The organism is Chryseobacterium sp. JV558 (genome assembly GCF_033712365.1).
In the GTDB taxonomy this organism is placed as follows: domain Bacteria; phylum Bacteroidota; class Bacteroidia; order Flavobacteriales; family Weeksellaceae; genus Chryseobacterium.
Window position 1 is genome coordinate 66364 of the sequence record NZ_WJHU01000003.1, and the last position, 21165, is coordinate 87528.

35 protein-coding genes are annotated in these 21165 nt (G+C 36.7%); 6 read left to right on the top strand and 29 right to left on the bottom strand.

The annotated features are described in order from the left end of the window. The first annotated feature begins 263 nt into the window (after nucleotides 1-263). A complete protein-coding gene (locus GFU89_RS11215; RefSeq protein ID WP_318847226.1) occupies nucleotides 264-698 on the top strand; it encodes a hypothetical protein in 435 nt (144 codons plus the stop codon). Between the two features lie 110 nt (nucleotides 699-808). Here the strand turns inward: GFU89_RS11215 and rplQ are convergent, their stop codons facing one another. The 29 genes from rplQ to GFU89_RS11360 all read right to left on the bottom strand — a co-directional run bounded on the left by rplQ (nucleotide 809) and on the right by GFU89_RS11360 (nucleotide 15612). After that, nucleotides 809-1321 carry a 50S ribosomal protein L17 gene (gene rplQ / locus GFU89_RS11220; RefSeq protein WP_318847227.1) on the bottom strand — a complete coding sequence of 171 codons (513 nt, stop codon included), beginning with the start codon at nucleotides 1319-1321 and terminating at the stop codon, nucleotides 809-811. A 6-nt stretch (nucleotides 1322-1327) separates the two neighbouring features. Further along, a complete protein-coding gene (locus tag GFU89_RS11225; RefSeq protein ID WP_255813661.1) occupies nucleotides 1328-2323 on the bottom strand; it encodes a DNA-directed RNA polymerase subunit alpha in 996 nt (331 codons plus the stop codon). Between the two features lie 33 nt (nucleotides 2324-2356). Further along, nucleotides 2357-2965: a 30S ribosomal protein S4 gene (rpsD, locus tag GFU89_RS11230; protein WP_103231545.1), complete on the bottom strand. Its 609-nt coding sequence runs from the start codon at nucleotides 2963-2965 to the stop codon at nucleotides 2357-2359. A 19-nt stretch (nucleotides 2966-2984) separates the two neighbouring features. Next, nucleotides 2985-3374, bottom strand: a complete 390-nt coding sequence (gene rpsK / locus GFU89_RS11235; protein ID WP_318847228.1) for a 30S ribosomal protein S11 — start codon at nucleotides 3372-3374, stop codon at nucleotides 2985-2987. Between the two features lie 12 nt (nucleotides 3375-3386). Next, nucleotides 3387-3764: a 30S ribosomal protein S13 gene (gene rpsM / locus GFU89_RS11240; protein ID WP_034738759.1), complete on the bottom strand. Its 378-nt coding sequence runs from the start codon at nucleotides 3762-3764 to the stop codon at nucleotides 3387-3389. 9 nt (nucleotides 3765-3773) lie between these two features. Then, complete coding sequence (gene rpmJ / locus GFU89_RS11245) at nucleotides 3774-3890, bottom strand: 50S ribosomal protein L36 (protein WP_007839480.1); 117 nt, start codon at nucleotides 3888-3890, stop codon at nucleotides 3774-3776. A 62-nt stretch (nucleotides 3891-3952) separates the two neighbouring features. Continuing rightward, entirely contained in the window at nucleotides 3953-4168 is a 216-nt protein-coding gene (gene infA, locus GFU89_RS11250; protein ID WP_034684855.1) for a translation initiation factor IF-1, read from the bottom strand. A 3-nt stretch (nucleotides 4169-4171) separates the two neighbouring features. Next, nucleotides 4172-5551 carry a preprotein translocase subunit SecY gene (secY, locus tag GFU89_RS11255; protein ID WP_047376580.1) on the bottom strand — a complete coding sequence of 460 codons (1380 nt, stop codon included), beginning with the start codon at nucleotides 5549-5551 and terminating at the stop codon, nucleotides 4172-4174. Between the two features lie 9 nt (nucleotides 5552-5560). Then, nucleotides 5561-6010: a 50S ribosomal protein L15 gene (gene rplO / locus GFU89_RS11260; RefSeq protein WP_318847229.1), complete on the bottom strand. Its 450-nt coding sequence runs from the start codon at nucleotides 6008-6010 to the stop codon at nucleotides 5561-5563. Between the two features lie 20 nt (nucleotides 6011-6030). Continuing rightward, nucleotides 6031-6207: a 50S ribosomal protein L30 gene (rpmD, locus tag GFU89_RS11265; RefSeq protein ID WP_047376578.1), complete on the bottom strand. Its 177-nt coding sequence runs from the start codon at nucleotides 6205-6207 to the stop codon at nucleotides 6031-6033. A gap of 10 nt (nucleotides 6208-6217) precedes the next feature. Then, a complete protein-coding gene (gene rpsE / locus GFU89_RS11270; protein WP_045491132.1) occupies nucleotides 6218-6739 on the bottom strand; it encodes a 30S ribosomal protein S5 in 522 nt (173 codons plus the stop codon). 19 nt (nucleotides 6740-6758) lie between these two features. Further along, nucleotides 6759-7112 (bottom strand): 50S ribosomal protein L18, encoded by a 354-nt coding sequence (gene rplR, locus GFU89_RS11275; RefSeq protein WP_103231548.1) that lies wholly within the window; start codon nucleotides 7110-7112, stop codon nucleotides 6759-6761. A 15-nt stretch (nucleotides 7113-7127) separates the two neighbouring features. Further along, nucleotides 7128-7673, bottom strand: a complete 546-nt coding sequence (gene rplF, locus GFU89_RS11280) for a 50S ribosomal protein L6 (RefSeq protein WP_318847230.1) — start codon at nucleotides 7671-7673, stop codon at nucleotides 7128-7130. Nucleotides 7674-7690: 17 nt separating this feature from the next. Beyond that, complete coding sequence (gene rpsH / locus GFU89_RS11285) at nucleotides 7691-8089, bottom strand: 30S ribosomal protein S8 (RefSeq protein ID WP_103231550.1); 399 nt, start codon at nucleotides 8087-8089, stop codon at nucleotides 7691-7693. Between the two features lie 145 nt (nucleotides 8090-8234). Further along, a complete protein-coding gene (rpsN, locus tag GFU89_RS11290) occupies nucleotides 8235-8504 on the bottom strand; it encodes a 30S ribosomal protein S14 (protein ID WP_047376574.1) in 270 nt (89 codons plus the stop codon). A 3-nt stretch (nucleotides 8505-8507) separates the two neighbouring features. Continuing rightward, nucleotides 8508-9059: a 50S ribosomal protein L5 gene (rplE, locus tag GFU89_RS11295; RefSeq protein ID WP_047376573.1), complete on the bottom strand. Its 552-nt coding sequence runs from the start codon at nucleotides 9057-9059 to the stop codon at nucleotides 8508-8510. Between the two features lie 11 nt (nucleotides 9060-9070). Beyond that, nucleotides 9071-9397 carry a 50S ribosomal protein L24 gene (gene rplX, locus GFU89_RS11300; protein WP_318847231.1) on the bottom strand — a complete coding sequence of 109 codons (327 nt, stop codon included), beginning with the start codon at nucleotides 9395-9397 and terminating at the stop codon, nucleotides 9071-9073. 21 nt (nucleotides 9398-9418) lie between these two features. After that, entirely contained in the window at nucleotides 9419-9787 is a 369-nt protein-coding gene (rplN, locus tag GFU89_RS11305; RefSeq protein WP_002983226.1) for a 50S ribosomal protein L14, read from the bottom strand. A gap of 2 nt (nucleotides 9788-9789) precedes the next feature. Then, nucleotides 9790-10044, bottom strand: a complete 255-nt coding sequence (rpsQ, locus tag GFU89_RS11310) for a 30S ribosomal protein S17 (protein WP_027387210.1) — start codon at nucleotides 10042-10044, stop codon at nucleotides 9790-9792. Nucleotides 10045-10056: 12 nt separating this feature from the next. Beyond that, a complete protein-coding gene (gene rpmC / locus GFU89_RS11315; protein ID WP_318847232.1) occupies nucleotides 10057-10242 on the bottom strand; it encodes a 50S ribosomal protein L29 in 186 nt (61 codons plus the stop codon). 12 nt (nucleotides 10243-10254) lie between these two features. Beyond that, complete coding sequence (rplP, locus tag GFU89_RS11320; RefSeq protein ID WP_029297776.1) at nucleotides 10255-10680, bottom strand: 50S ribosomal protein L16; 426 nt, start codon at nucleotides 10678-10680, stop codon at nucleotides 10255-10257. 98 nt (nucleotides 10681-10778) lie between these two features. Then, a complete protein-coding gene (rpsC, locus tag GFU89_RS11325; protein ID WP_077413595.1) occupies nucleotides 10779-11528 on the bottom strand; it encodes a 30S ribosomal protein S3 in 750 nt (249 codons plus the stop codon). A gap of 7 nt (nucleotides 11529-11535) precedes the next feature. Continuing rightward, complete coding sequence (rplV, locus tag GFU89_RS11330) at nucleotides 11536-11934, bottom strand: 50S ribosomal protein L22 (protein ID WP_318847233.1); 399 nt, start codon at nucleotides 11932-11934, stop codon at nucleotides 11536-11538. Between the two features lie 2 nt (nucleotides 11935-11936). Further along, nucleotides 11937-12215 carry a 30S ribosomal protein S19 gene (gene rpsS / locus GFU89_RS11335; protein ID WP_034702850.1) on the bottom strand — a complete coding sequence of 93 codons (279 nt, stop codon included), beginning with the start codon at nucleotides 12213-12215 and terminating at the stop codon, nucleotides 11937-11939. 2 nt (nucleotides 12216-12217) lie between these two features. Continuing rightward, nucleotides 12218-13039: a 50S ribosomal protein L2 gene (gene rplB, locus GFU89_RS11340; protein ID WP_103289181.1), complete on the bottom strand. Its 822-nt coding sequence runs from the start codon at nucleotides 13037-13039 to the stop codon at nucleotides 12218-12220. Between the two features lie 22 nt (nucleotides 13040-13061). Further along, entirely contained in the window at nucleotides 13062-13352 is a 291-nt protein-coding gene (rplW, locus tag GFU89_RS11345; RefSeq protein WP_103289180.1) for a 50S ribosomal protein L23, read from the bottom strand. A gap of 3 nt (nucleotides 13353-13355) precedes the next feature. Next, nucleotides 13356-13985: a 50S ribosomal protein L4 gene (rplD, locus tag GFU89_RS11350; protein WP_318847234.1), complete on the bottom strand. Its 630-nt coding sequence runs from the start codon at nucleotides 13983-13985 to the stop codon at nucleotides 13356-13358. Continuing rightward, the gene (rplC, locus tag GFU89_RS11355; protein WP_109621624.1) at nucleotides 13976-14599 is read right to left on the bottom strand and encodes a 50S ribosomal protein L3; all 624 of its coding nucleotides are present in this window, start codon (nucleotides 14597-14599) and stop codon (nucleotides 13976-13978) included. The genes rplD and rplC overlap by 10 nt, the downstream gene beginning before the upstream one ends. A 248-nt stretch (nucleotides 14600-14847) precedes the next feature. After that, nucleotides 14848-15612 (bottom strand): DeoR/GlpR family DNA-binding transcription regulator, encoded by a 765-nt coding sequence (locus GFU89_RS11360; protein WP_318847235.1) that lies wholly within the window; start codon nucleotides 15610-15612, stop codon nucleotides 14848-14850. Between the two features lie 116 nt (nucleotides 15613-15728). On the opposite strand from GFU89_RS11360, the gene GFU89_RS11365 reads away from it, so the two are divergent. The 5 genes from GFU89_RS11365 (at nucleotide 15729) to GFU89_RS11385 (ending at nucleotide 21007) form a co-directional block, all read left to right on the top strand. Beyond that, complete coding sequence (locus GFU89_RS11365; protein WP_318847236.1) at nucleotides 15729-17327, top strand: glycerol-3-phosphate dehydrogenase/oxidase; 1599 nt, start codon at nucleotides 15729-15731, stop codon at nucleotides 17325-17327. 10 nt (nucleotides 17328-17337) lie between these two features. Continuing rightward, complete coding sequence (gene glpK / locus GFU89_RS11370) at nucleotides 17338-18834, top strand: glycerol kinase GlpK (RefSeq protein ID WP_318847237.1); 1497 nt, start codon at nucleotides 17338-17340, stop codon at nucleotides 18832-18834. Between the two features lie 22 nt (nucleotides 18835-18856). Beyond that, nucleotides 18857-19588: an MIP/aquaporin family protein gene (locus GFU89_RS11375; RefSeq protein WP_318847238.1), complete on the top strand. Its 732-nt coding sequence runs from the start codon at nucleotides 18857-18859 to the stop codon at nucleotides 19586-19588. Nucleotides 19589-19592: 4 nt separating this feature from the next. Next, a complete protein-coding gene (locus tag GFU89_RS11380) occupies nucleotides 19593-20405 on the top strand; it encodes a hypothetical protein (RefSeq protein WP_413228592.1) in 813 nt (270 codons plus the stop codon). Between the two features lie 179 nt (nucleotides 20406-20584). Further along, nucleotides 20585-21007, top strand: a complete 423-nt coding sequence (locus GFU89_RS11385) for a hypothetical protein (protein WP_318847239.1) — start codon at nucleotides 20585-20587, stop codon at nucleotides 21005-21007. The last annotated feature ends 158 nt before the right edge of the window (nucleotides 21008-21165 follow it).

Here is a 21165-nt window from a genome sequence, read left to right on the forward strand (position 1 = left end):
AACAAATGATAACCTAATGTTTGAAAACCAGATTTTAATCCAAAAAAAAAAATCATTTATTTGGATTGGATGCTGAATGAATATTTACTTATAAGAAAAGCCCCATCTTCATTCTTAAAATTATCAGTTGGAAAATCACGTTATAGAAAGAGAAAAAGAAGAGAATTATATTTCAAAATCAACAGAAATTCCTCATATTGTCAGGCATGATTTTTGTAAAATTTAAATAATAAAAATCATCGTAACTATCAAATAATATAATCATGAAAAAAAGTCTTTTAGTACTAGGTGCTGTACTTACATTAACTGTAATCAGCTGTAAAAAAAGTGAAAGCGGAAACAAAAGCGTTATCAAAACAGACAGCTCGGAAACTGTAGTTACAGACAACAACGGAAAAATAGATTCGGTAACACAAAGTTCTTCAACGGTAGATGTAAACGGAAAGAAAATTGAAAAAACAGATTTTGTTTATAAAGCTACAGACGGAACATTGGTGAAAGTAGTATTCAAAAATGATCCGAAAGAAAGTACAGTAGCCATTACCAGCAACAAGAAAACTTTTACATTACCTAAGACAGAATCCAAAGGTGATGAAACGGTTTACAAGAAAGATGATATGACCGCAAGGGTAAAAGGAGATAGTCTTCATCTTGAACAGGGTAATAATATTATTCAATTGAAAAGAACAAAGATCTAAAATAAAATGTCCTTCAATATTGAGGGACATTTTTTATTTTGTAATTACATTAAAGGAAATAAAAAAACCATCCGGAGTCCGGATGGTTTTTTTATATATCTGAATGAATATTATTCTTCAGTTTTTTCTTCAGTAGTATCAGCTTTAGCTTCTTCTACTTTTTCTTCTACTGCTGGAGCATCAGCAACAACTGCTGCTTTAGCTGGCGTAGATCTTCTGCTTCTTCTTGTAGCTTTTTTCTCTTCAGCATTAGGGTTGTAAAGCTCGTTGAAATCTACTAATTCGATAAGAGCCATATCAGCAGCATCACCTGGTCTGAAACCTGTCTTAATGATTCTTGTATAACCACCGTTTCTTTCAGCGATTTTAGGAGCTACAGTTCTGAATAATTCAGCAACCGCAAATTTATTTTGAAGGTAAGAGAATACTACTCTTCTGTTATGTGTAGTATCTTCTTTTGCTTTTGTTAATAGAGGCTCAACATATACTCTTAAAGCCTTAGCTTTAGCTACAGTAGTGTTGATTCTTTTATGCTCAATTAGAGAACAAGCCATATTAGAAAGTAAAGCACTTCTGTGAGAAGCTGTTCTTCCTAAGTGATTGAATTTTTTACCGTGTCTCATTATTAATTATTTATCAGCGTCTAACTTATATTTTGCAACGTCGAAACCGAAGTTAAGACCTTTTGAATGCACTAATTCTTCTAGTTCTGTCAAAGATTTTTTACCAAAATTTCTGAATTTCATCAAATCAGACTTACTATAAGAAACCAATTCTCCAAGAGTTTCTACTTCAGCTGCTTTTAGACAGTTAAGGGCTCTTACAGAAAGATCCATATCTGCTAATTTAGACTTAAGAAGTTGTCTTGTGTGAAGAGTTTCTTCGTCATATTGGATAGATGCTTTTACGGCTTCAGTTTCAAGGGTTATTCTCTCATCAGAGAATAACATGAAGTGATAAATTAATATCTTAGAAGCTTCTGTTAAAGCATTCTGAGGGCTGATAGACCCATCAGTTTCTATATCTAATACAAGTTTTTCGTAGTCTGTTTTTTGCTCTACACGATAATTTTCAATGCTATATTGTACTTTCTTGATCGGCGTAAAAATAGAGTCGATAGCAATAGTTCCTACAGGAGCATTGTTTGACTTATTTTGTTCAGAAGGCACATACCCTCTACCTTTTTCAATATTGAAAGTAATTTCGAAAGTTACATCACTGTTTAGGTTGCAAATCACTAAATCTGGGTTTAAAACCTCAAATCCGTTGATAGACTTTCCTAAATCACCAGCAGTAATAACCGTCTGACCTGAAACTTTAGCAATAACCTGCTCGTTAGCCTGGCCTTCTGCTGCAGCTTTTAATCTTACCTGCTTAAGGTTAAGAATAATTTCGGTAACATCTTCGATTACTCCTGGAATAGTTGAAAATTCGTGCTCTACACCTTCTATTTTGATAGATGAAATAGCGTATCCTTCCAGAGAAGAAAGCAACACTCTTCTCAAAGCATTACCGATTGTAAGCCCGAAACCTGGTTCTAAAGGTCTGAATTCGAATTGACCTTTAAATTCATCAGAGTTAAGTAAAATTACTTTATCGGGTTTTATGAATTGTAAAATTGCCATATTATTGGGTTGAGCAAAAATTTGATTAAAAAATTATTTAGAGTAAAGTTCCACGATAAGGTTCTCCTTGATATCCTCCGGAATTTGGATTCTTTCAGGAGCAGAAATGAAAGTACCTTCTTTCTTCTCATCGTTGAATTGTAACCACTCATAGTTTGACTTAGAAGCCAATGAATTGGTAACAACTTCAAGAGACTTAGACTTTTCTCTTACAGTGATTACATCACCAGCTTTTACCAAGTAAGAAGGGATATTAAGAATTTCTCCGTTCACAGTGATGTGTCTGTGAGAAACTAATTGTCTTGCACCAGATCTAGTTTTAGCAAAACCTAATCTGTACACTACATTATCCAATCTTGATTCACAAAGCTGTAATAGAACTTCACCTGTTACTCCTTTGCTTCTGTGTGCTTTTTCAAATAAGTTAGCAAACTGTCTTTCTAAAATACCGTAAGTATATTTAGCTTTTTGTTTTTCAGCTAACTGAACTGCATATTCTGATTTTTTAGCACCTCTTCTTTTATTAGGACCGTGTTGTCCTGGCGGTTGGTTTTTTCTTTTTTCGAAGTTTTTATCATCTCCGTAGATTGCAGCACCAAACTTTCTAGCAATCTTAGTTTTAGGTCCAATATATCTTGCCATAATGGGTAAATTCTAAAAATTAAACTCTTCTTCTTTTTGGTGGTCTACATCCATTGTGTGGCATTGGAGTCACATCAATGATTTCGCTAACTTCAATTCCTGAATTGTGAATAGTTCTGATAGCAGATTCTCTACCTGCACCAGGACCTTTCACAAACACCTTTACTCTTCTTAATCCAGCTTCATGAGCTACAGCAGAGCAATTTTCAGCTGCCATTTGAGCAGCAAAAGGAGTGTTCTTTTTAGAACCTCTGAATCCCATTTTACCGGCAGATGCCCAAGAGATAACCTCTCCACTTTTATTTGTTAAAGAAATGATGATGTTATTGAAAGAAGCTTGAATATGTGCTTCACCAATAGCTTCAACTTTTACTTTTCTTTTTTTAACTACTTTACTTTGTTTTGCCATAATTCCTAACGATTATTTACTTGCCTTTTTCTTGTTAGCAACTGTTTTTCTCTTTCCTTTACGGGTTCTAGAGTTGTTTTTCGTTCTCTGGCCTCTTAAAGGTAGTCCTAGTCTGTGACGTATTCCTCGTTGGCATCCTATGTCCATCAATCTCTTGATGTTCAATTGCACTTCAGATCTTAATTCTCCTTCTACTTTAACGTTTTCGGAGATATATGTTCTGATTGCAGCCAATTCATCGTCATTCCATTCGTTGACTTTCTTGTCTTCGCTGATACCGGCAGCTTTAAGGATTTCAGAAGAAGTATTTCTTCCGACTCCATAGATGTAAGTTAAACCGATAACACCTCTTTTGTTTTTTGGTAAATCAATACCTGCAATTCTCGCCATAATTTAATGTTAGCCTTGTCTTTGTTTAAATTTTGGGTTCTTCTTGTTGATTACGAATAGTACACCTTTTCTGCGTACGATTTTGCAATCAGCGCTTCTTTTTTTAATTGATGCTCTTACTTTCATTTTGATAGTATTTATTTTTTACAAATGCCAAATGGAAAGTGTATTCCATTTGGCTAATTGTTTTAATATCTAAATGTGATCCTCCCTTTCGTTAAATCATAGGGAGACATTTCTAGTTTTACCTTATCACCAGGTAAAAGTTTAATATAGTGCATTCGCATTTTCCCTGAAATATGAGCGATAAGAATATGCCCATTTTCAAGTTCTACACGGAACTGAGCGTTCGAAAGTGCTTCCGTTATAACGCCGTCTTGTTCAATATGTTTTTGTTTTGCCATAAATTAATATCCAGTCGTTCTAGACAGTTTAGACTGCATTAAGCCATCATAATGATGATTCAGCAGATATGTATTAATCTGTTGAACGGTATCTAAAATTACACCTACCATAATTAATAGTGACGTTCCCCCGAAAAATAGGGCAAACGCATCTGTCTGAACAAAGCTTCCATGCACAATTGCTGGAAGGACTGCAAAGATAGATAAAAAAATTGCACCTGGCAAGGTAATTTTTGATAAAATATCATCTAAGTAATCTGCTGTCTCTTTCCCTGGTCTTACTTTCGGTACTAAACCTCCATTTCTCTTCAAATCATCAGCCATCTGGTTCACCGGAATTGTAATTGCAGTATAGAAAAACGAGAAGATAATAATTAATAGCGCAAACAATACATTGTATTGCCAGCTAAAAACATTCTTGAAACCTGCAAGAAAAGTGTTAGACTCATCGAATTTTGTTAATAATCCTGGTACGAACATCAATGCCTGAGCAAAGATAATCGGCATTACACCAGCAGCATTTACTTTCAACGGAATCCATTGTCTTGCGCCCTGCATAAGATTTTTGTTTACACCTCCTCTTGCTTGAGCTCTGCTTACATACTGAATTGGAATTTTTCTAACAGCCACAGATAAAATCACGGCTAAAAGAACAACCACCATCCAGAATAATACTTCGATAAGGATCATGATAGATCCCATTCCTCCTTTTCCGTTCTGCACGGCCATCTCCTGTACGAATGCTTCAGGTAATCTTGAAAGAATCCCAACCATAATAAGGATGGAAATACCATTTCCGATTCCTTTGTCGGTAATCTTTTCACCTAACCACATTGCGAATACTGAACCAGCAACCAAGATTACAATACTTGGCAACCAGAACATGATAGAATTTGGCTCTACAAAATATGCAGATTGGAACTGAGCATACGGTAAGAATAATTGAGTAATAGAAGTTAAATAAGAAGGTGCCTGTACCAGACAAACTCCAATTGTTAACCATCTTGTAATTTGGTTCAATGTATTTCTACCTGACTCTCCATCTTTCTGAAGCTTCTGAAGATAAGGAATAGCCATTCCCATCAACTGAACAATAATAGAAGCAGAAATATAAGGCATGATACCCAACGCCATTACGGAAGCGTGGCTGAAAGCTCCCCCCGTAAACGACGAAAGCAAGCCAAGGAGACCTGCTCCTTGCTTGTTACCGCCTTGATTTTTATAATGCTCTAAGAGATCTCCCACCTCTGCAAGGTTAATTGCAGGAAGCGAGATATAAGATGCGAATCTATACACAAGGATAATACCTAACGTAAAGAGAATTTTATCTCTTAATTCCTTTAGGCTCCATATATTTTTAAGTGTTTGTATAAATTCTTTCATTAGTAAGTATTATAAGGTAATTGCTTTTCCACCTGCTTTAGCAATAAGCTCTTCAGCAGACTTAGTGAATTTATCAGCAGAGATTGAAACCGCAGATTTCAATTCTCCTCTACCCATAATTTTCACTAATTCGTTTTTAGTAACTATCCCGTTTGCTACTAAAACTTCTTTCGTGATATCTCCAGTGATGGATTTATTCTCGATTAAAGTTTGGATAGTATCAAGGTTAACTCCTACAAACTCTTTTCTATTTACGTTTTTGAATCCGAATTTAGGTAATCTTCTTTGTAAAGGCATCTGTCCACCTTCGAAACCGATTTTCTGAGAATAACCAGCTCTAGCTTTCTGACCTTTGTGTCCTTTTGTTGAAGTACCTCCTTTTCCTGTACCCTGACCTCTACCAATTCTCTTCGAGTTGAAAGTAGATCCTGCAGCAGGTTGTATATTGTTTAAATTCATTTTAATTCTCTTTTATAAAATTATTTTTGAACTTCAAGTAAGTGACTTACAGCCGCTACCATTCCTAAGATAGAAGGAGTAGCTTCATGTTCTACAACTTGGTGAAGTTTTTTTAATCCTAATGCTTCAAGCGTTCTCTTTTGGGTTTTTGTTCTACCAATAGCGCTTCTTACTTGTTTTACTTTAATTGTTGCCATTGTTTTAATATTAACCGTTAAACACTTTACTTAGAGAAACTCCTCTCATTCTAGCGATCTCTTCAGGTCTTCTGATATCTAATAACGCTTTGAAAGTAGCTTTCACTACGTTGTGAGGGTTAGAAGATCCTTTAGATTTTGAAAGGATATCGTGAATACCAGCAGATTCCAATACCGCTCTTACCGCACCACCAGCGATAAGTCCTGTACCGTGAGAAGCAGGTCTTAAGAAGATATCTGCACCACCGTATCTAGCAGTAGTTTGGTGAGGAATAGTATGGTTCATTACAGGAACTTTAACAAGGTTTTTCTTAGCGTCTTCAACCGCTTTAGCAATTGCAGAAGCAACCTCTTTAGATTTTCCTAAACCGAAACCAATGATCCCTTCTTCATTACCTACTACAACAATAGCAGAAAATCCGAAAGCTCTACCCCCTTTAGTTACTTTTGTTACTCTGTTAACAGCTACGAGACGATCTTTTAATTCTAATCCTCCCGGTTTTACTCTTTCTATATTATCTAGTCCTAACATATTTTCCGAAATTTAATGATTAGAATTTAAGTCCACCTTCTCTCGCACCATCAGCTAGAGCTTTTACTCTACCGTGATATACGAAACCGTTTCTGTCAAATACAATACTTCCGATTCCTGCAGCGATAGCTTTAGCAGCGATAGCTTTACCAACAGCAGCAGAAATTTCAGTCTTAGTACCTTTAGCGTCTACACCTTTTTCTCTAGAAGAAGCTGATGCTAAAGTTTTACCATTTTTATCGTCGATTAACTGAGCGTAAATTTCCTTATTACTTTTGTATACAGATAATCTTGGCAATTCAGAAGATCCAGAGATTTTCCCTCTTACTCTTCTTTTGATTCTTATTCTTTTTTCTAATTTACTTAATGCCATAATACTTATAATTTATTAAGCAGATTTACCAGCTTTACGTCTAACAATTTCTCCTACGAATCTTACACCTTTTCCTTTGTATGGTTCAGGCTTTCTGAAAGAACGGATCTTTGCAGCTACCATTCCTAGAAGTTGGTTGTCGTGAGACGTTAAAGTAATAATTGGGTTTTTACCTTTTTCAGTCAATGTATCAACTTTTACTTCACCTGGAAGTTCTAATACGATACCGTGAGAGAATCCTAAAGCTAACTCAAGTTTTTGACCTGCGTGTGAAGCTCTATATCCTACCCCTACTAGTTCTAGTTTCTTTTCGAAACCTGTATTTACACCAACAATCATGTTGTTGATTAACGCTCTGTATAAACCGTGAAGCGCTTTGTGTTGCTTAGAATCAGATGGTCTGTTTACATTAAGCTCACCATCTTTTTGTTCTAAAGTAATTCCTGCTGTAAGCTCTTGAGAAAGTTCTCCTTTTGCTCCTTTTACAGTTACTACACCGTTGTTTTCAGTGACTGTAACTCCAGCTGGAATTGTTATAATTGCTTTACCAATTCTTGACATTTTCCTCTGATTAAAAATTAATAAACATAGCAGATTACTTCACCGCCTACTTTCTCTTCTCTAGCTTTCTTGTCAGTCATTACTCCTTTAGAAGTAGAGATGATAGAAATACCCAAACCGTTTAGTACTCTTGGAAGTTCAGTAGAACCTTTGTACTGTCTCAAACCTGGTCTAGAAGCTCTTTGAATAGACTTAATAGCAGGTTTGCTAGTTTGCTTATCGTACTTTAAAGCGATTTTGATCACTCCTTGAACAGCGTTATCTTCAAACTTGAAGTTTAAGATATACCCTTGATCAAATAGGATCTTAGTAATCTCCTTTTTGATTTTCGATGCAGGAATTTCCACCACTTTGTGGCCTGCGCTTTGTGCGTTCCTTACTCTTGTTAGGAAATCTGAAATTGGATCTGTTACCATTTTTCTTTTATAAATTATTGGTTAAAGACAATCAGTATTGAAAAGACTTGAAGAGAAAAATATCAGACTTCAGAAAACTTCGGTCTGATATTATTGTTCTTTAGTATCCTGACAACTTAATTGTCTCGATTTTAATTAGTAATTATTACCAACTAGCTTTTCTTACACCTGGGATAAGACCGTTGTTTGCCATTTCTCTGAAAGTTACTCTGGAAATACCAAACGTTCTCATGTATCCTCTTGGTCTACCTGTTAGTTTACATCTGTTGTGTAATCTTACAGGAGAAGCATTTTTAGGTAATTTTTGAAGTCCTTCATAATCACCAGCTTCTTTTAAAGCTTTTCTTTTGTCAGCGTATTTAGCAACAAGTGCTTCTCTTTTGCGCTCACGCGCTTTCATTGATTCTTTAGCCATTTCTTAGTTCTTTTTAAATGGTAAACCGAAGTGAGTTAATAATGCTTTAGCTTCTTTATCTGTCTTCGCAGTTGTAACGAAAGTGATGTCCATCCCTTGGATTTTTTTCACTTTGTCAATTACGATTTCAGGGAAGATAATTTGCTCAGTAATACCTAAGTTGTAGTTACCTCTACCATCGAAACCATCTGCTTTGATACCAGAGAAATCTCTGATACGTGGTAAAGCAGAAGAAGTAAGTCTGTCTAAGAACTCATACATTCTGTGAGCTCTCAATGTTACTTTTGCTCCTACAGGCATTCCTTTTCTTAGTTTGAATGCAGCTTCATCTTTCTTAGAGATTGTACCTACTGCTTTCTGACCTGTAATGTTTGTAAGTTCTTCTACAGCATAATCGATAATTTTCTTATCTGCAGTAGCGTCTCCTAAACCTTGTGATACAACGATTTTCTCTAATCTAGGTACTTGCATAATTGACTTGTACCCAAATTCTTCCATCATTGCAGGAACAATTTGCTCTTTGTATATTTTTTTGGGTCTTGCTATAAATTCCATGTTAATTCAAATTATAAAGTTTCACCCGTTTTTTTGTTAACTCTCACTTTCTTATCTCCTTCGATTTTGTAACCGATTTTGATAGCTTTTCCGTCTTTACCAACTAAAGCTACGTTTGAGATATGAATAGAAGCTTCCTTTTCAGTAATTCCTCCTTGAGGATTAGAAGCTGAAGGCTTAACGTGTTTTTTAATGATGTTAAGTCCTGCAACGATTACTCTAGGGTCTTTTCCTTCTTTCTTGATCACTTCAATAACTTCACCAGTCTTACCTTTGATATCTTTCTTACCAGTAGTAATGATTACGTTATCTCCTCTTTTTATTTTTAACTTTGACATTTCTTTTAAAAATTTTTAAAATTAAAGTACTTCAGGAGCTAATGAAATGATTTTCATATATTCTTTGTCTCTCAACTCACGAGCAACTGGTCCGAAAACACGCGTTCCTCTCATTTCTCCCGCTGCGTTTAGTAATACACAAGCATTGTCGTCGAATTTGATGTATGAACCATCTTTTCTTCTTACTGCTTTTTTAGTTCTTACTACTACAGCTTTAGATACCTGACCTTTTTTAGCGTTTCCTGATGGTGTAGAATCCTTGATAGTAACAACGATTTTATCACCAACTGAAGCATATCTTCTTCTGGTTCCTCCCAGAACTCTGATAACTAGTACTTCTTTCGCACCTGTGTTATCAGCAACTTTTAATCTTGATTCTGTTTGTAACATTATTACTTAGCTTTTTCAATGATTCTTACTAATCTCCATCTCTTGCTCTTGCTCATAGGTCTAGTTTCTTGGATCAAAACTGTATCACCTTCTGTGCATTCGTTGTTCTCGTCGTGTGCAGTATATTTTTTCGTTTTCAAAACGAATTTACCATACATCGGGTGCTTTACTCTTGTAGTTTCACTAACAACAATAGTTTTTTCCATTTTATTGCTGGAAACCACTCCGATTCTTTCTTTTCTTAAATTTCTATCCATTGTAAAATGAAATTATTGTTTGTTAGTTAACTCAGTGTTTAGTCTTGCGATTGCTTTTCTCAAATCTCTGATTTGAATCGGGTTTTCAATTGGGCTGATTGCATGAGCTAATTTCAATTTAGAATATTGAGCTTTTGCTTCAGTTAATTGAGTTTGAATATCACCCGCGCTTAAATTTTTAATATCAGCATTTTTCATTGTATTCAAAGATTATAGAGGTTTAACAAAATCGTTAGCAACGATGAATTTAGTAACTACTGGTAATTTTTGTGCAGCAAGTCTTAAAGCTTCCTTAGCGATATCGTAAGGTACACCTCCGATTTCGAACATAATTTTACCTGGTTTTACTACAGCTACCCAATATTCTACAGCACCTTTACCTTTACCCATACGTACTTCCGCTGGTTTCTTAGTAATTGGCTTATCTGGGAAGATTTTGATCCATAGTTGACCTTCTCTCTTCATATATCTTGTCGCAGCAATACGAGCTGCTTCAATCTGTCTTGCAGTGATCCAAGCTCCTTCCGTTGCTTTGATCCCAAAAGTTCCGTAAGCAAGTTGACTACCTCTTTGGGCATTCCCCTTCATCTTCATCTTGTGAACTCTACGGAATTTGGTTCTTTTTGGTTGTAACATAATTTCTAAATTTTAGATTTTAGATTTTAGATTTTAGATTTTTTTTAATTTTAAAAAAGTAACGGTAATTTAAAATTCAAAATTTCTAATCTAAAATTTTAATTATTATTGTTATTGTTGTTGTTTTTTCTAGGTCTTCTGTTGTCTCTGTCTCCACCTCTGTTTCCTCTGTCTGACTGACCTCCTTTTTTCTGTTGTCCCACTAGTGGAGAAAGTTCTCTTTTACCGTAAACTTCACCTTTCATGATCCATACTTTTACACCTAATCTACCGTAAGTAGTGTGAGCTTCTGCCCAGTGGTAATCAATATCTGCTCTGAAAGTAGACAATGGAATTCTTCCGTCTTTGAAAGATTCTGATCTTGCCATTTCAGCACCGTTCAATCTACCAGAGATTTGAACTTTGATACCTTCAGCACCCATTCTCATAGTACTTGCCATTGCCATTTTAACAGCTCTTCTGTAAGAAATTCTGTTTTCAATTTGCTTAGAAATACTATCAGCAACTAGTACAGCATCTAATTCAGGTCTTTTGATTTCGAAAATATTGATTTGAATATCCTTACCTGTAAGTTTCTTCAATTCTTCTTTCAATTTATCAACTTCCTGACCTCCTTTACCGATGATAAGTCCCGGTCTAGCAGTAGTGATTGTAACTGTTACTAATTTAAGTGTTCTTTCAATATAAATTTTTGAAATTCCACCTTTAGATAATCTAGCCTCAAGGTATCTTCTGATTTTGTAGTCTTCAGCGATTCTGTCTCCATAATCTTTACCACCAAACCAGTTAGAATCCCATCCTCTGATGATACCTAATCTATTACCAATTGGATTTGTCTTCTGTCCCATACCTTGATTAATTTTCTTTTGTACCTAAGATTAGTGTAATGTGGTTTGATCTTTTTCTGATTCTGTACCCTCTACCTTGTGGAGCTGGTCTTAGTCTCTTCAATTGTCTTGCACTGTCTACAAAAATTTCTTTAACGATAAGATTTGCTTCTTCAATATCCGCACCTTCGTTTTTAGTTTGCCAGTTAGCCATTGCTGAAAGCAATACTTTCTCTAACTTGTTAGATGCGTCTTTTTTAGAATATTTTAGAATGTATAAAGCTTTGTCTACCTGCTCTCCTCTAATGATATCAGCTACTAATCTCATTTTTCTTGGAGAAGATGGGCAATCATTGTGTATTGCTTTTACTACATCTTGGTTTGTCAATTTACGTGCTAATGCACTTTCTCTTTTTCTTGATCCCATGATTATCTGCTTCCTTTGTTTTTGTTACCACCATGACCTCTGAAAGATCTTGTTGGAGAAAATTCGCCTAGCTTGTGACCAACCATGTTTTCTGTAACATAAACAGGGATAAAAGATTTCCCGTTGTGTACTGCAATAGTTTGTCCTACGAAGTCTGGAGAGATCATTGATGCTCTAGACCAAGTTTTGATAACTGTCTTCTTACCAGACTCTATATTTGTCTGAACCTTCTTATCTAAAGTATGATGAATGAATGGTCCTTTTTTAAGTGATCTTGCCATAATTATTTACGTTTAGATATGATATGACGGTTAGACGCTTTATTTTTCTTTCTGGTTTTGTAACCTTTAGCAGGCATACCATTTCTAGATCTTGGGTGACCTCCTGAAGAACGACCTTCACCACCTCCCATTGGGTGATCAACCGGGTTCATTACAACAGCTCTTGTTCTTGGTCTTCTACCTAACCATCTGCTTCTACCAGCCTTACCTGATACAGTTAACTGGTGGTCAGAGTTAGAAACAGATCCAATCATTGCATAACATTCAGTAAGGATCATTCTAGATTCTCCTGAAGGCAACTTGATGATTGCATATTTCCCGTCTCTTGAAGTCAATTGAGCTGAAGAACCAGCACTTCTTGCTAAAATTGCACCTTGACCAGGCTTCATTTCAACACAAGAAATAACAGTACCCAAAGGAATGTTTTTCAACTTCATTGCGTTTCCTACATTTGGCTCTACGCTGTCACCAGAAATTACTTTCTGATCAACTTTGATACCGTTTGGAGCGATGATATATCTCTTCTCTCCGTCAGCATATTCTAATAAAGCGATAAATGCAGTTCTGTTTGGATCATACTCTACAGTTTTTACAGTTGCTTCAACGTTTGCTTTGTTTCTTTTGAAGTCAATAATTCTGTATTTCTTTTTGTGTCCACCTCCGGTGTAACGCATGGTCATTTTACCAGTTTGGTTACGTCCACCTGACTTACTAATACCAACTGTTAGAGATTTCTCTGGTTTGTTGGTAGTAATTTCTTCAAAATTGTTTACAATTCTGAATCTCTGTCCCGGGGTGATAGGTTTTAATTTTCTAACAGACATTACTATTATTTATAATTAATAATTAATTTACAGCAAAAATATCGATAACCTCACCTTCAGCAAGTTTGATTACCGCTTTTTTCAATTTGTTTGTCTTTCCTACTTGAAGACCTTTTTTAGTGTACTTTGAAGAAACCTTCGGAGCATAAATCATTGTATTAACGTCTGCTACTTTTACACCGTAAGCTGCTTCAACAGCTTTTTTAATCTGGATTTTATTCGCCTTAGGGTTAACTAAGAAAGAATAAGAACCTCTTAAATCCGTAAGGTAGTTAGCCTTTTCTGAAATAACTGGTTTAATAATAATAGACATGACTTATTTCTTTAAATTTTCCTGGAATTTTTCAACTGCACCTTCTAAGAAAATAATCTCACCTGCATTTACTAAATCGTAAGAACTGATCTCGTTGAAGTTCATTACTTTAGTTTTAGGTAAGTTTCTTGAAGACAAATACACATTCTTGTTAGCTTCAGGAAGAACGAATAAAGATTTTTTACCGTTAAGTTCCAATGCATTTAATACATTGATAAAATCTTTAGTCTTAGGAGCACCAAAGCTCAAATCTTCTAAAACTTTAATGCTGTTGTCTCTCATTTTCTGAGATAAAACAGATTTCTTAGCTAATCTCTTAAGAGCTTTGTTCAATTTGAATCTGTAGTCTCTTGGCTTAGGTCCGAATACTCTACCTCCACCTCTGAAAGTTGGAGATTTAATATCACCATATCTAGCAGATCCTGATCCTTTTTGCTTCTTAAGCTTTTTAGTAGAAGCAGTAATTTCGCTTCTTTCTTTTGATTTATGAGTCCCTTGTCTTTGTGCAGCAAGGTACTGTTTAACTTCTAAGTAAACCGCGTGCTGATTTGGCTCAATTCCGAATACTGTTTCGTCTAGAGTTACTTTTCTTCCGGTCTCCTTTCCTGATGTATTTAATACTACTAGTTCCATTTTCTGATAATTACATAAGAATTTTTAGCTCCCGGAACAGCACCTTTTACTACTAAAAGATTTTGTTCTTGATCAACTTTTAACACTTGAAGGTTTTGAACAGTTACCTGCTCACCTCCCATTCTTCCAGCCATTCTCATCCCTTTGAATACTCTTGAAGGGTCTGAACCAGCACCGATAGAACCTGGAGCTCTAAGTCTGTTGTGCTGACCATGAGTTGCCTGCATTACACCTCCAAATCCGTGTCTTTTAACAACACCCTGGAAGCCTTTACCTTTTGAAGTTCCTGTTACGTCAACATATTCACCTTCGATGAATAAATCAACTTTTACTTCTTCTCCTACTTTCACATCAGCGAATCCGTGGTTGAATTCTACCAATTTAGCTTTAGGAGCAGAACCAGCCTTTTTAAAATGGCCAGCTAACGCTTTACCAACGTTCTTCTCACTCTTGTCATCGAAACCCAATTGAACAGCTGTATAGCCGTCCTTTTCCAAGGTTCTGACCTGTAAAATCGAGCATGGACCTGCTTGAATAACGGTACAAGGCATGTTTTTGCCGTTCTCGTCAAACAGAGATGTCATCCCGATTTTTTTTCCAATAATACCTGACATTGTTTATATTATAATAAAATTTATCCTTTATTCCTTATCATTTTTCCGAGTCTGAGGTAATTTCTACTTTTGATATAGGCATACCACGCCCGTAAAATGAGTGTGCAAATGTATGAATAATTTTACAACTGACAAATATTTCGGGTAAAATATTTTGATTTTTAATCAATTAGATGATTTTGAAAAAATTCAGAACAACTTTTCCAAAGATTTATTTTGATTTTAAAAAAGAAATTAAGATGAAGGCATTATTGGGCAATAACATTTACCCCAACTTCTTCCAATCCAGCTCTGTCTTCAGGACAAATACCACTGTCGGTAATCAGATAATCCACCTGATCTAATCCTGCAATCTTACCGAATCCCTTTTTATTCAGTTTTGAAGAATCTGCAAGAATCACTGTTTGATCTGCACATTCCATCATAATCTGGTTCAGATGAGCTTCCGCAGCATTGGAAGTACTGATTCCGAATTCAGGATCAATACCATCAACTCCCAGAAAAAGTTTATTGCATGAAAACTGCTTCAGAATAGCTTCGGAAATAGAACCTACTATAGAAGTAGAACTTTTCCGCACTTCACCTCCTAATTGTATAATATTAATATTAGGGTTATTGCAAAGCTCAATTGCCACCCTCAAAGAAGACGTCAATACAGTAAGCGGACCAAAATTCATCAGCATCCTGGCAAGATAATGCATCGTAGTTCCGGATGCCAAAATAATACAGTCATTTTCCTGAATCAATGACAAAGCAGCTCTTGCAATAGCCTGTTTCGCTTCCACATTGATACTTTCTTTTTCTACTACATTTTTTTCATAAGCATATCTTACCTGCTTACTCGCCCCTCCATGATTTCTGAAAAGAAGCCCCAGACTTTCAAGATAGTTCAGATCCTTTCGGATCGTAACTGAAGAAACGTTGAGTTTTTCGCACAGATCCTGAACAAGAACATGTCCTTTCTCATCAAGCTCTTTCAATATTTCATCCTGTCTTGGTATTAGCTTTTCCATTTTATTCGTTTCATCAAAAATACCGCTTTTTTTTCACTTCTTAAAATTTCATTTATTTTCTTTTTGCTTTCATTTTTAATTTATATATTTGAAAACGAAACATAAACGAAACATTTATGAAACGAAACGAAGAACTAAGTAAGTTAACCAATGTAAAAGAATGGGACTTTATTGTCATAGGAGGGGGAGCCAGTGGTTTAGGTTCAGCATTAGACGCAGTAAGCAGAGGATTCAAAACTTTATTGATTGAATCACATGACTTTGCAAAAGCAACATCCAGCAGAAGTACCAAATTGGTACACGGCGGAGTAAGATATCTCGCACAGGGAGATGTCGGATTGGTAAAAGAAGCATTAAAAGAAAGAGGACTTTTAGCAAAAAATGCCGCACATATCGTAAAAAATCAGTCTTTCATTATTCCAAACTACACATGGTGGGGAGGAATCTACTATAAAATAGGACTGTCCGTTTATGACTTCCTTGCGGGAAAACTGAGTCTGGGAAAAACAAGATACATCAGCAAATCAAAAACTGTTGAAAAGCTTCCTACTATTGAACAAAATCACTTAATGAGTGGAGTTGTTTACCAGGATGGACAATTTGACGATGCCAGACTTGCGATTAACCTTACCCAGACCATTATTGAAAAAGGCGGAAGTGCTGTTAATTATGTAAAAGTAATCAACCTTCTAAAAGATGCTTTTGATAAAGTAATTGGTGTTGTTGCAGAAGACCAGTTTTCTAAACAGCAATATCAGATTCATGGTAAAGTAGTCATCAACGCAACCGGTGTCTTTACGAATGACATTCTTAATATGAATAATCCTAAGCATGGTAAACTGGTAGTACCAAGCCAGGGAATTCACCTGGTACTGGATAAATCCTTCCTGAAAAGTGATGATGCCATCATGATTCCGAAAACTTCAGACGGCAGGGTTTTATTTGTTGTTCCATGGCATGACAGAGCTTTAGTAGGAACTACAGACACTCTTTTAAAGGATGAAAGCTTCGAACCACGTGCCTTGGAAGAGGAAATCAATTTTGTTTTAAATACTGCGAGACAATATTTAGCCAAAAAACCGACCCGTGAAGATGTAAAATCTGTTTTCGCAGGACTTCGTCCTCTTGCTGCACCTAAAGACGGAAGCAAAAGCACAAAAGAAGTTTCCCGAAGCCATAAAGTTATCACTTCGGAAACAGGACTGGTTTCTATTATTGGAGGAAAATGGACTACCTACCGTAAAATGGCAGAAGATACTGTAGACGAAGCTATGAAAGTTCACAGGTTGGGAAATAGCCCATCTAAAACGGAACACCTTTCCATTCATGGAAATGTAAAACCAGAACAGGTAGACAGAACCAATCACCTGTATGTTTACGGATCTGATATCCCTTCTATCAAAGCACTACAGGAAAGCAATCCTCGTTATGCTCAAAAAATTCATCCGGACCATCCTTTTACTGTAGCAGAAATCGTTTGGGCTGTAAGAACGGAGATGGCAGAAACTATTGAGGATATCCTGGCAAGAAGGGTACGTCTATTGTTTCTTGATGCAAGAGCCGCTATAGACAGCGCTCACAATGTAGCAAGAATTATTGCTGAAGAAAAAGGATATTCTGAAGAATGGGCTCAGCAGCAGGAAAATGAATTCATTGAATTGGCAAGAGGGTATTTATTAACTTCTTATTCACCTAAAGTTATCAACCTAAATTAGCATTATATACATGAATGAAAGACTAATTCTCGCTCTAGATCAGGGAACAACTTCCTCCAGAGCGATTCTCTTCGACCACAGTGGAGAAATAAAATATGTATCTCAGAAAGACTTCAGACAGATATTCCCTACCCCAGGCTGGGTAGAACACGACCCGAATGAAATATGGTCTTCACAGATCTCCGTAGCAGCAGAAATTATTGCTAAAGCAGGAATCTCCGGATTGGAAGTTGCCGCTATCGGTATTACGAACCAACGTGAAACAACTATTGTCTGGGATAAAGAAACCGGTGAACCCATCTACAATGCTATTGTATGGCAGGACCGAAGAACGTCAAAATACTGCGATGAACTGAAAGAACAAGGACACGCAGAAATCATCAAAGAAAAAACAGGACTTGTTCTGGATGCTTACTTTTCAGCAACCAAGCTTAAATGGATTCTTGATAATGTAGAAGGAGCAAGACAAAAGGCGGAAGAAGGGAAATTATGTTTCGGAACCGTTGATACCTGGCTAGTATGGAAACTTACCCGCGGAAAAATGTTTATCACCGACGTTTCCAATGCCAGCAGAACAATGCTTCTTAATATTCATACTTTAGAATGGGATAATGATCTATTAGAGTTATTCAATATTCCAAAAGCGATTCTTCCTACGGTAAAACAAAGCAGTGAGGTATATGGTGAGACTGCTACTACTCTATTCTCTACCAAAATTCCGATTGCGGGAATCGCCGGAGATCAGCAGGCTGCCTTATTTGGCCAGATGTGTACTACTCCCGGAATGGTAAAAAACACTTACGGAACAGGATGTTTCCTGTTAATGAATACCGGAACGGAAGCTGTTACTTCTAAAAACAATCTTCTTACAACAGTAGCCTGGAAAATAAATGGAGAAGTAAACTACGCACTGGAAGGAAGTGTATTTGTAGGAGGTGCTGCCATTCAATGGTTAAGAGACGGCCTTAAACTTATTCATTCTTCTGATCAGGTGAACGAACTTGCTGCTTCTGTAGAAGATAATGGCGGCGTTTATTTCGTTCCTGCATTAACGGGGCTTGGTGCTCCTTATTGGGATCAGTACGCCCGTGGAACGATTGTAGGAATCACCCGTGGTACCACAGATGCTCATATTGCAAGAGCAACACTGGAAGGAATAGCATTTCAGGTTTATGATATTGTAAAAGCAATGGAAGCTGATTCTGGAAGAGCAAGCCTTGAATTAAGAGTAGACGGTGGTGCCTCTGCAAGTGATCTTCTGATGCAGATACAATCTGATCTTTTCGGTTTCAAAATAACAAGACCTCAAACCCTTGAAACAACAGCATTAGGAGCCGCTTATCTTGCCGGTCTTGCTGTAGGATACTGGAAAGACATCGCTGAAATTCAGTCTCAATGGATTGTTGATAAAGATTTCCATCCTCAGTTGGAAAAAGAACATGTTGATAAAATGGTACACTCATGGAGAAGAGCTGTATCACGTTCTCAAAGCTGGATAGAAGATTAATTCACTTATCAAAAAAACTTATATGACCCCATTTATCGCAGAAGTTATCGGGACGATGCTTCTAATATTGTTAGGCAACGGTGTTGTAGCCAATGTTGTCTTAAAAGATACGAAAGGAAATAATTCCGGATGGATCGTTATTACTACCGCATGGGCATTGGCCGTTTTTGTGGGAGTAACCGTTGCAGGCCCAATAAGTGGTGCCCATCTGAATCCAGCTGTAACCATTGGACTGGCTGTTGCAGGGAAATTTTCCTGGGATCTCGTTCCGTCTTATATCGCCGCTCAAATGATCGGAGGAATGCTGGGTGCATTTTTGGTGTGGCTGTTCCACAAAGATCATTTTGCCATCACAGAAGATGAAGGAGCTAAACTGGCCTGCTTCAGTACTGGTCCGGCTATCAGAAAGACATCCTCTAACCTGATTAGTGAGATTATCGGAACATTTGTATTGGTATTCTGTGTTTTCTATTTTGCAGGACCCAGCATTTCTTTACAGGCAGATCCAACCGCTAAAGTAGGATTAGGCTCTATCGGGGCTATTCCTGTGACCTTTGTGGTGTGGGCAATTGGTTTATCGTTGGGAGGAACAACAGGATACGCTATCAACCCCGCCAGAGACCTTGCCCCAAGAATCATGCATGCCATCTTACCTGTAAAAGGGAGCAGTGACTGGGGATATGCCTGGATTCCTGTTGTAGGCCCAATCACAGGTGCTATAATCGCAGCAGTTATATATGGATTTTTAAAATAAACAAATGATGAAAAAAATCTTAAAGGGAATCTTCCTTCTCGCTTTGGGCACAGGAAAGCTATTTTCACAGGAAACAGGTGAAACCAAGGAAACTAAAGAAGGCAGGCTTGATTTTACAGCCAACATTCAGAATAATCACTTATGGAGAGGGCTTATTATTACAGATAAACCTGTTGTGATGGGAAATCTTTCCTATGCTTTGGATGCGGAGAAAAAATGGAAAGTGGGAATTTGGGGTGCTTCTGCATTAGCAGATGATAAAGACAATACTCATTATAAGGAAATCAATTACTATGTTCAGTATTCTAACGGACGTTTTTATATCGGATTATGGGATCTTTATAACTCAAGAAACATCAATACTGCAGTAGCCGCTGACGATATCTTCAGCTATTCACAGAGAAGAACAGCTCACATTATTGATTTAAGAACAAATTATACTTTTGGACCTTCTTTCCCGATCAACATTGAAGCTGACATTATGCTGTATGGAGGAGCCAATGCAGGAGAAGTCATTCTGGAAGCTGACGGAAGTTATAAGAAAAACAGATACTCCACTTACGTTCAGGCAAGCTACCCTGTCATCAGTGGACAGAAAGTAAACCTGGATGCTTTTGTAGGAGCCGGATTTGCCCTCAATGACAAAACCTTTTTGTATGGTAATGGCAAAAACAGCTTCGACATTGTAAATATAGGTGTAAAAGCAGGTAAGGTAGTTAAGATCACAGATCACTACAGCCTTCCCGTATCTATGATGGCCATGTGGAATCCTTCTAATAAGTATGCAAGAATTCAGCTTGCGGCAACCGTTTTTTAATCAGACTTTAACTAAATTATAGAAAAGCCACTCCTTTGGGGTGGCTTTGTTACTAAGCGGAGAAGCACACCGCCAAACTATAGAAACCTAAATAATAATCTTGAAATCTCTTATTCAATCACCGTGTTTTTACGGTGTCAGTTTTGGTTAAATATATTTACTTTTGAAAAAAAATAGGTATGAAAAAGTTTTTCAGTGTATTCATTCTGTGTATCAGTGTTTTTACATGGGCTCAGCAAGCAAAGCTACCTTTTACAGGACACAGAAGTTTTGATATCATGAAAGGATATAGCGGCACCGGTACTCCTCACTACTATTTGGATATAAAGAAGAATGGTGATGTCCATTTTGGATATGTTCAGGTGAATCAGGCTGATGGAAAAGAAACAAAGGAAGAAGTAAATGCCGGAAAATATGCTCCAAATAAAGTTATGAAAGTCGTTTTCAAAGAATATGATGAGACGTATTTGGTGAAATTTGACAAAGACAAAATCTACCTTACTGATGAAAAAGGCAACGTTCAAAACCTTGAAGGCTGCTGCTCTTCCAGTGAGAGTATTGATAAAGAGACCTGCAGATGCGAAAGTGAACTTTACAAGTAGTAAAATAATATATAGAGAAAGCCGCTCCATCTGGAGTGGTTTTCTTGTTGTGAAAAGCCATTCCATTAAATTAATCACCGAGATTTTACGGTTTATATTTTGCTTAAATATCTTTATTTTTGAAAAAACATATAGCTACAAGGAATTGTGGCTTCAAG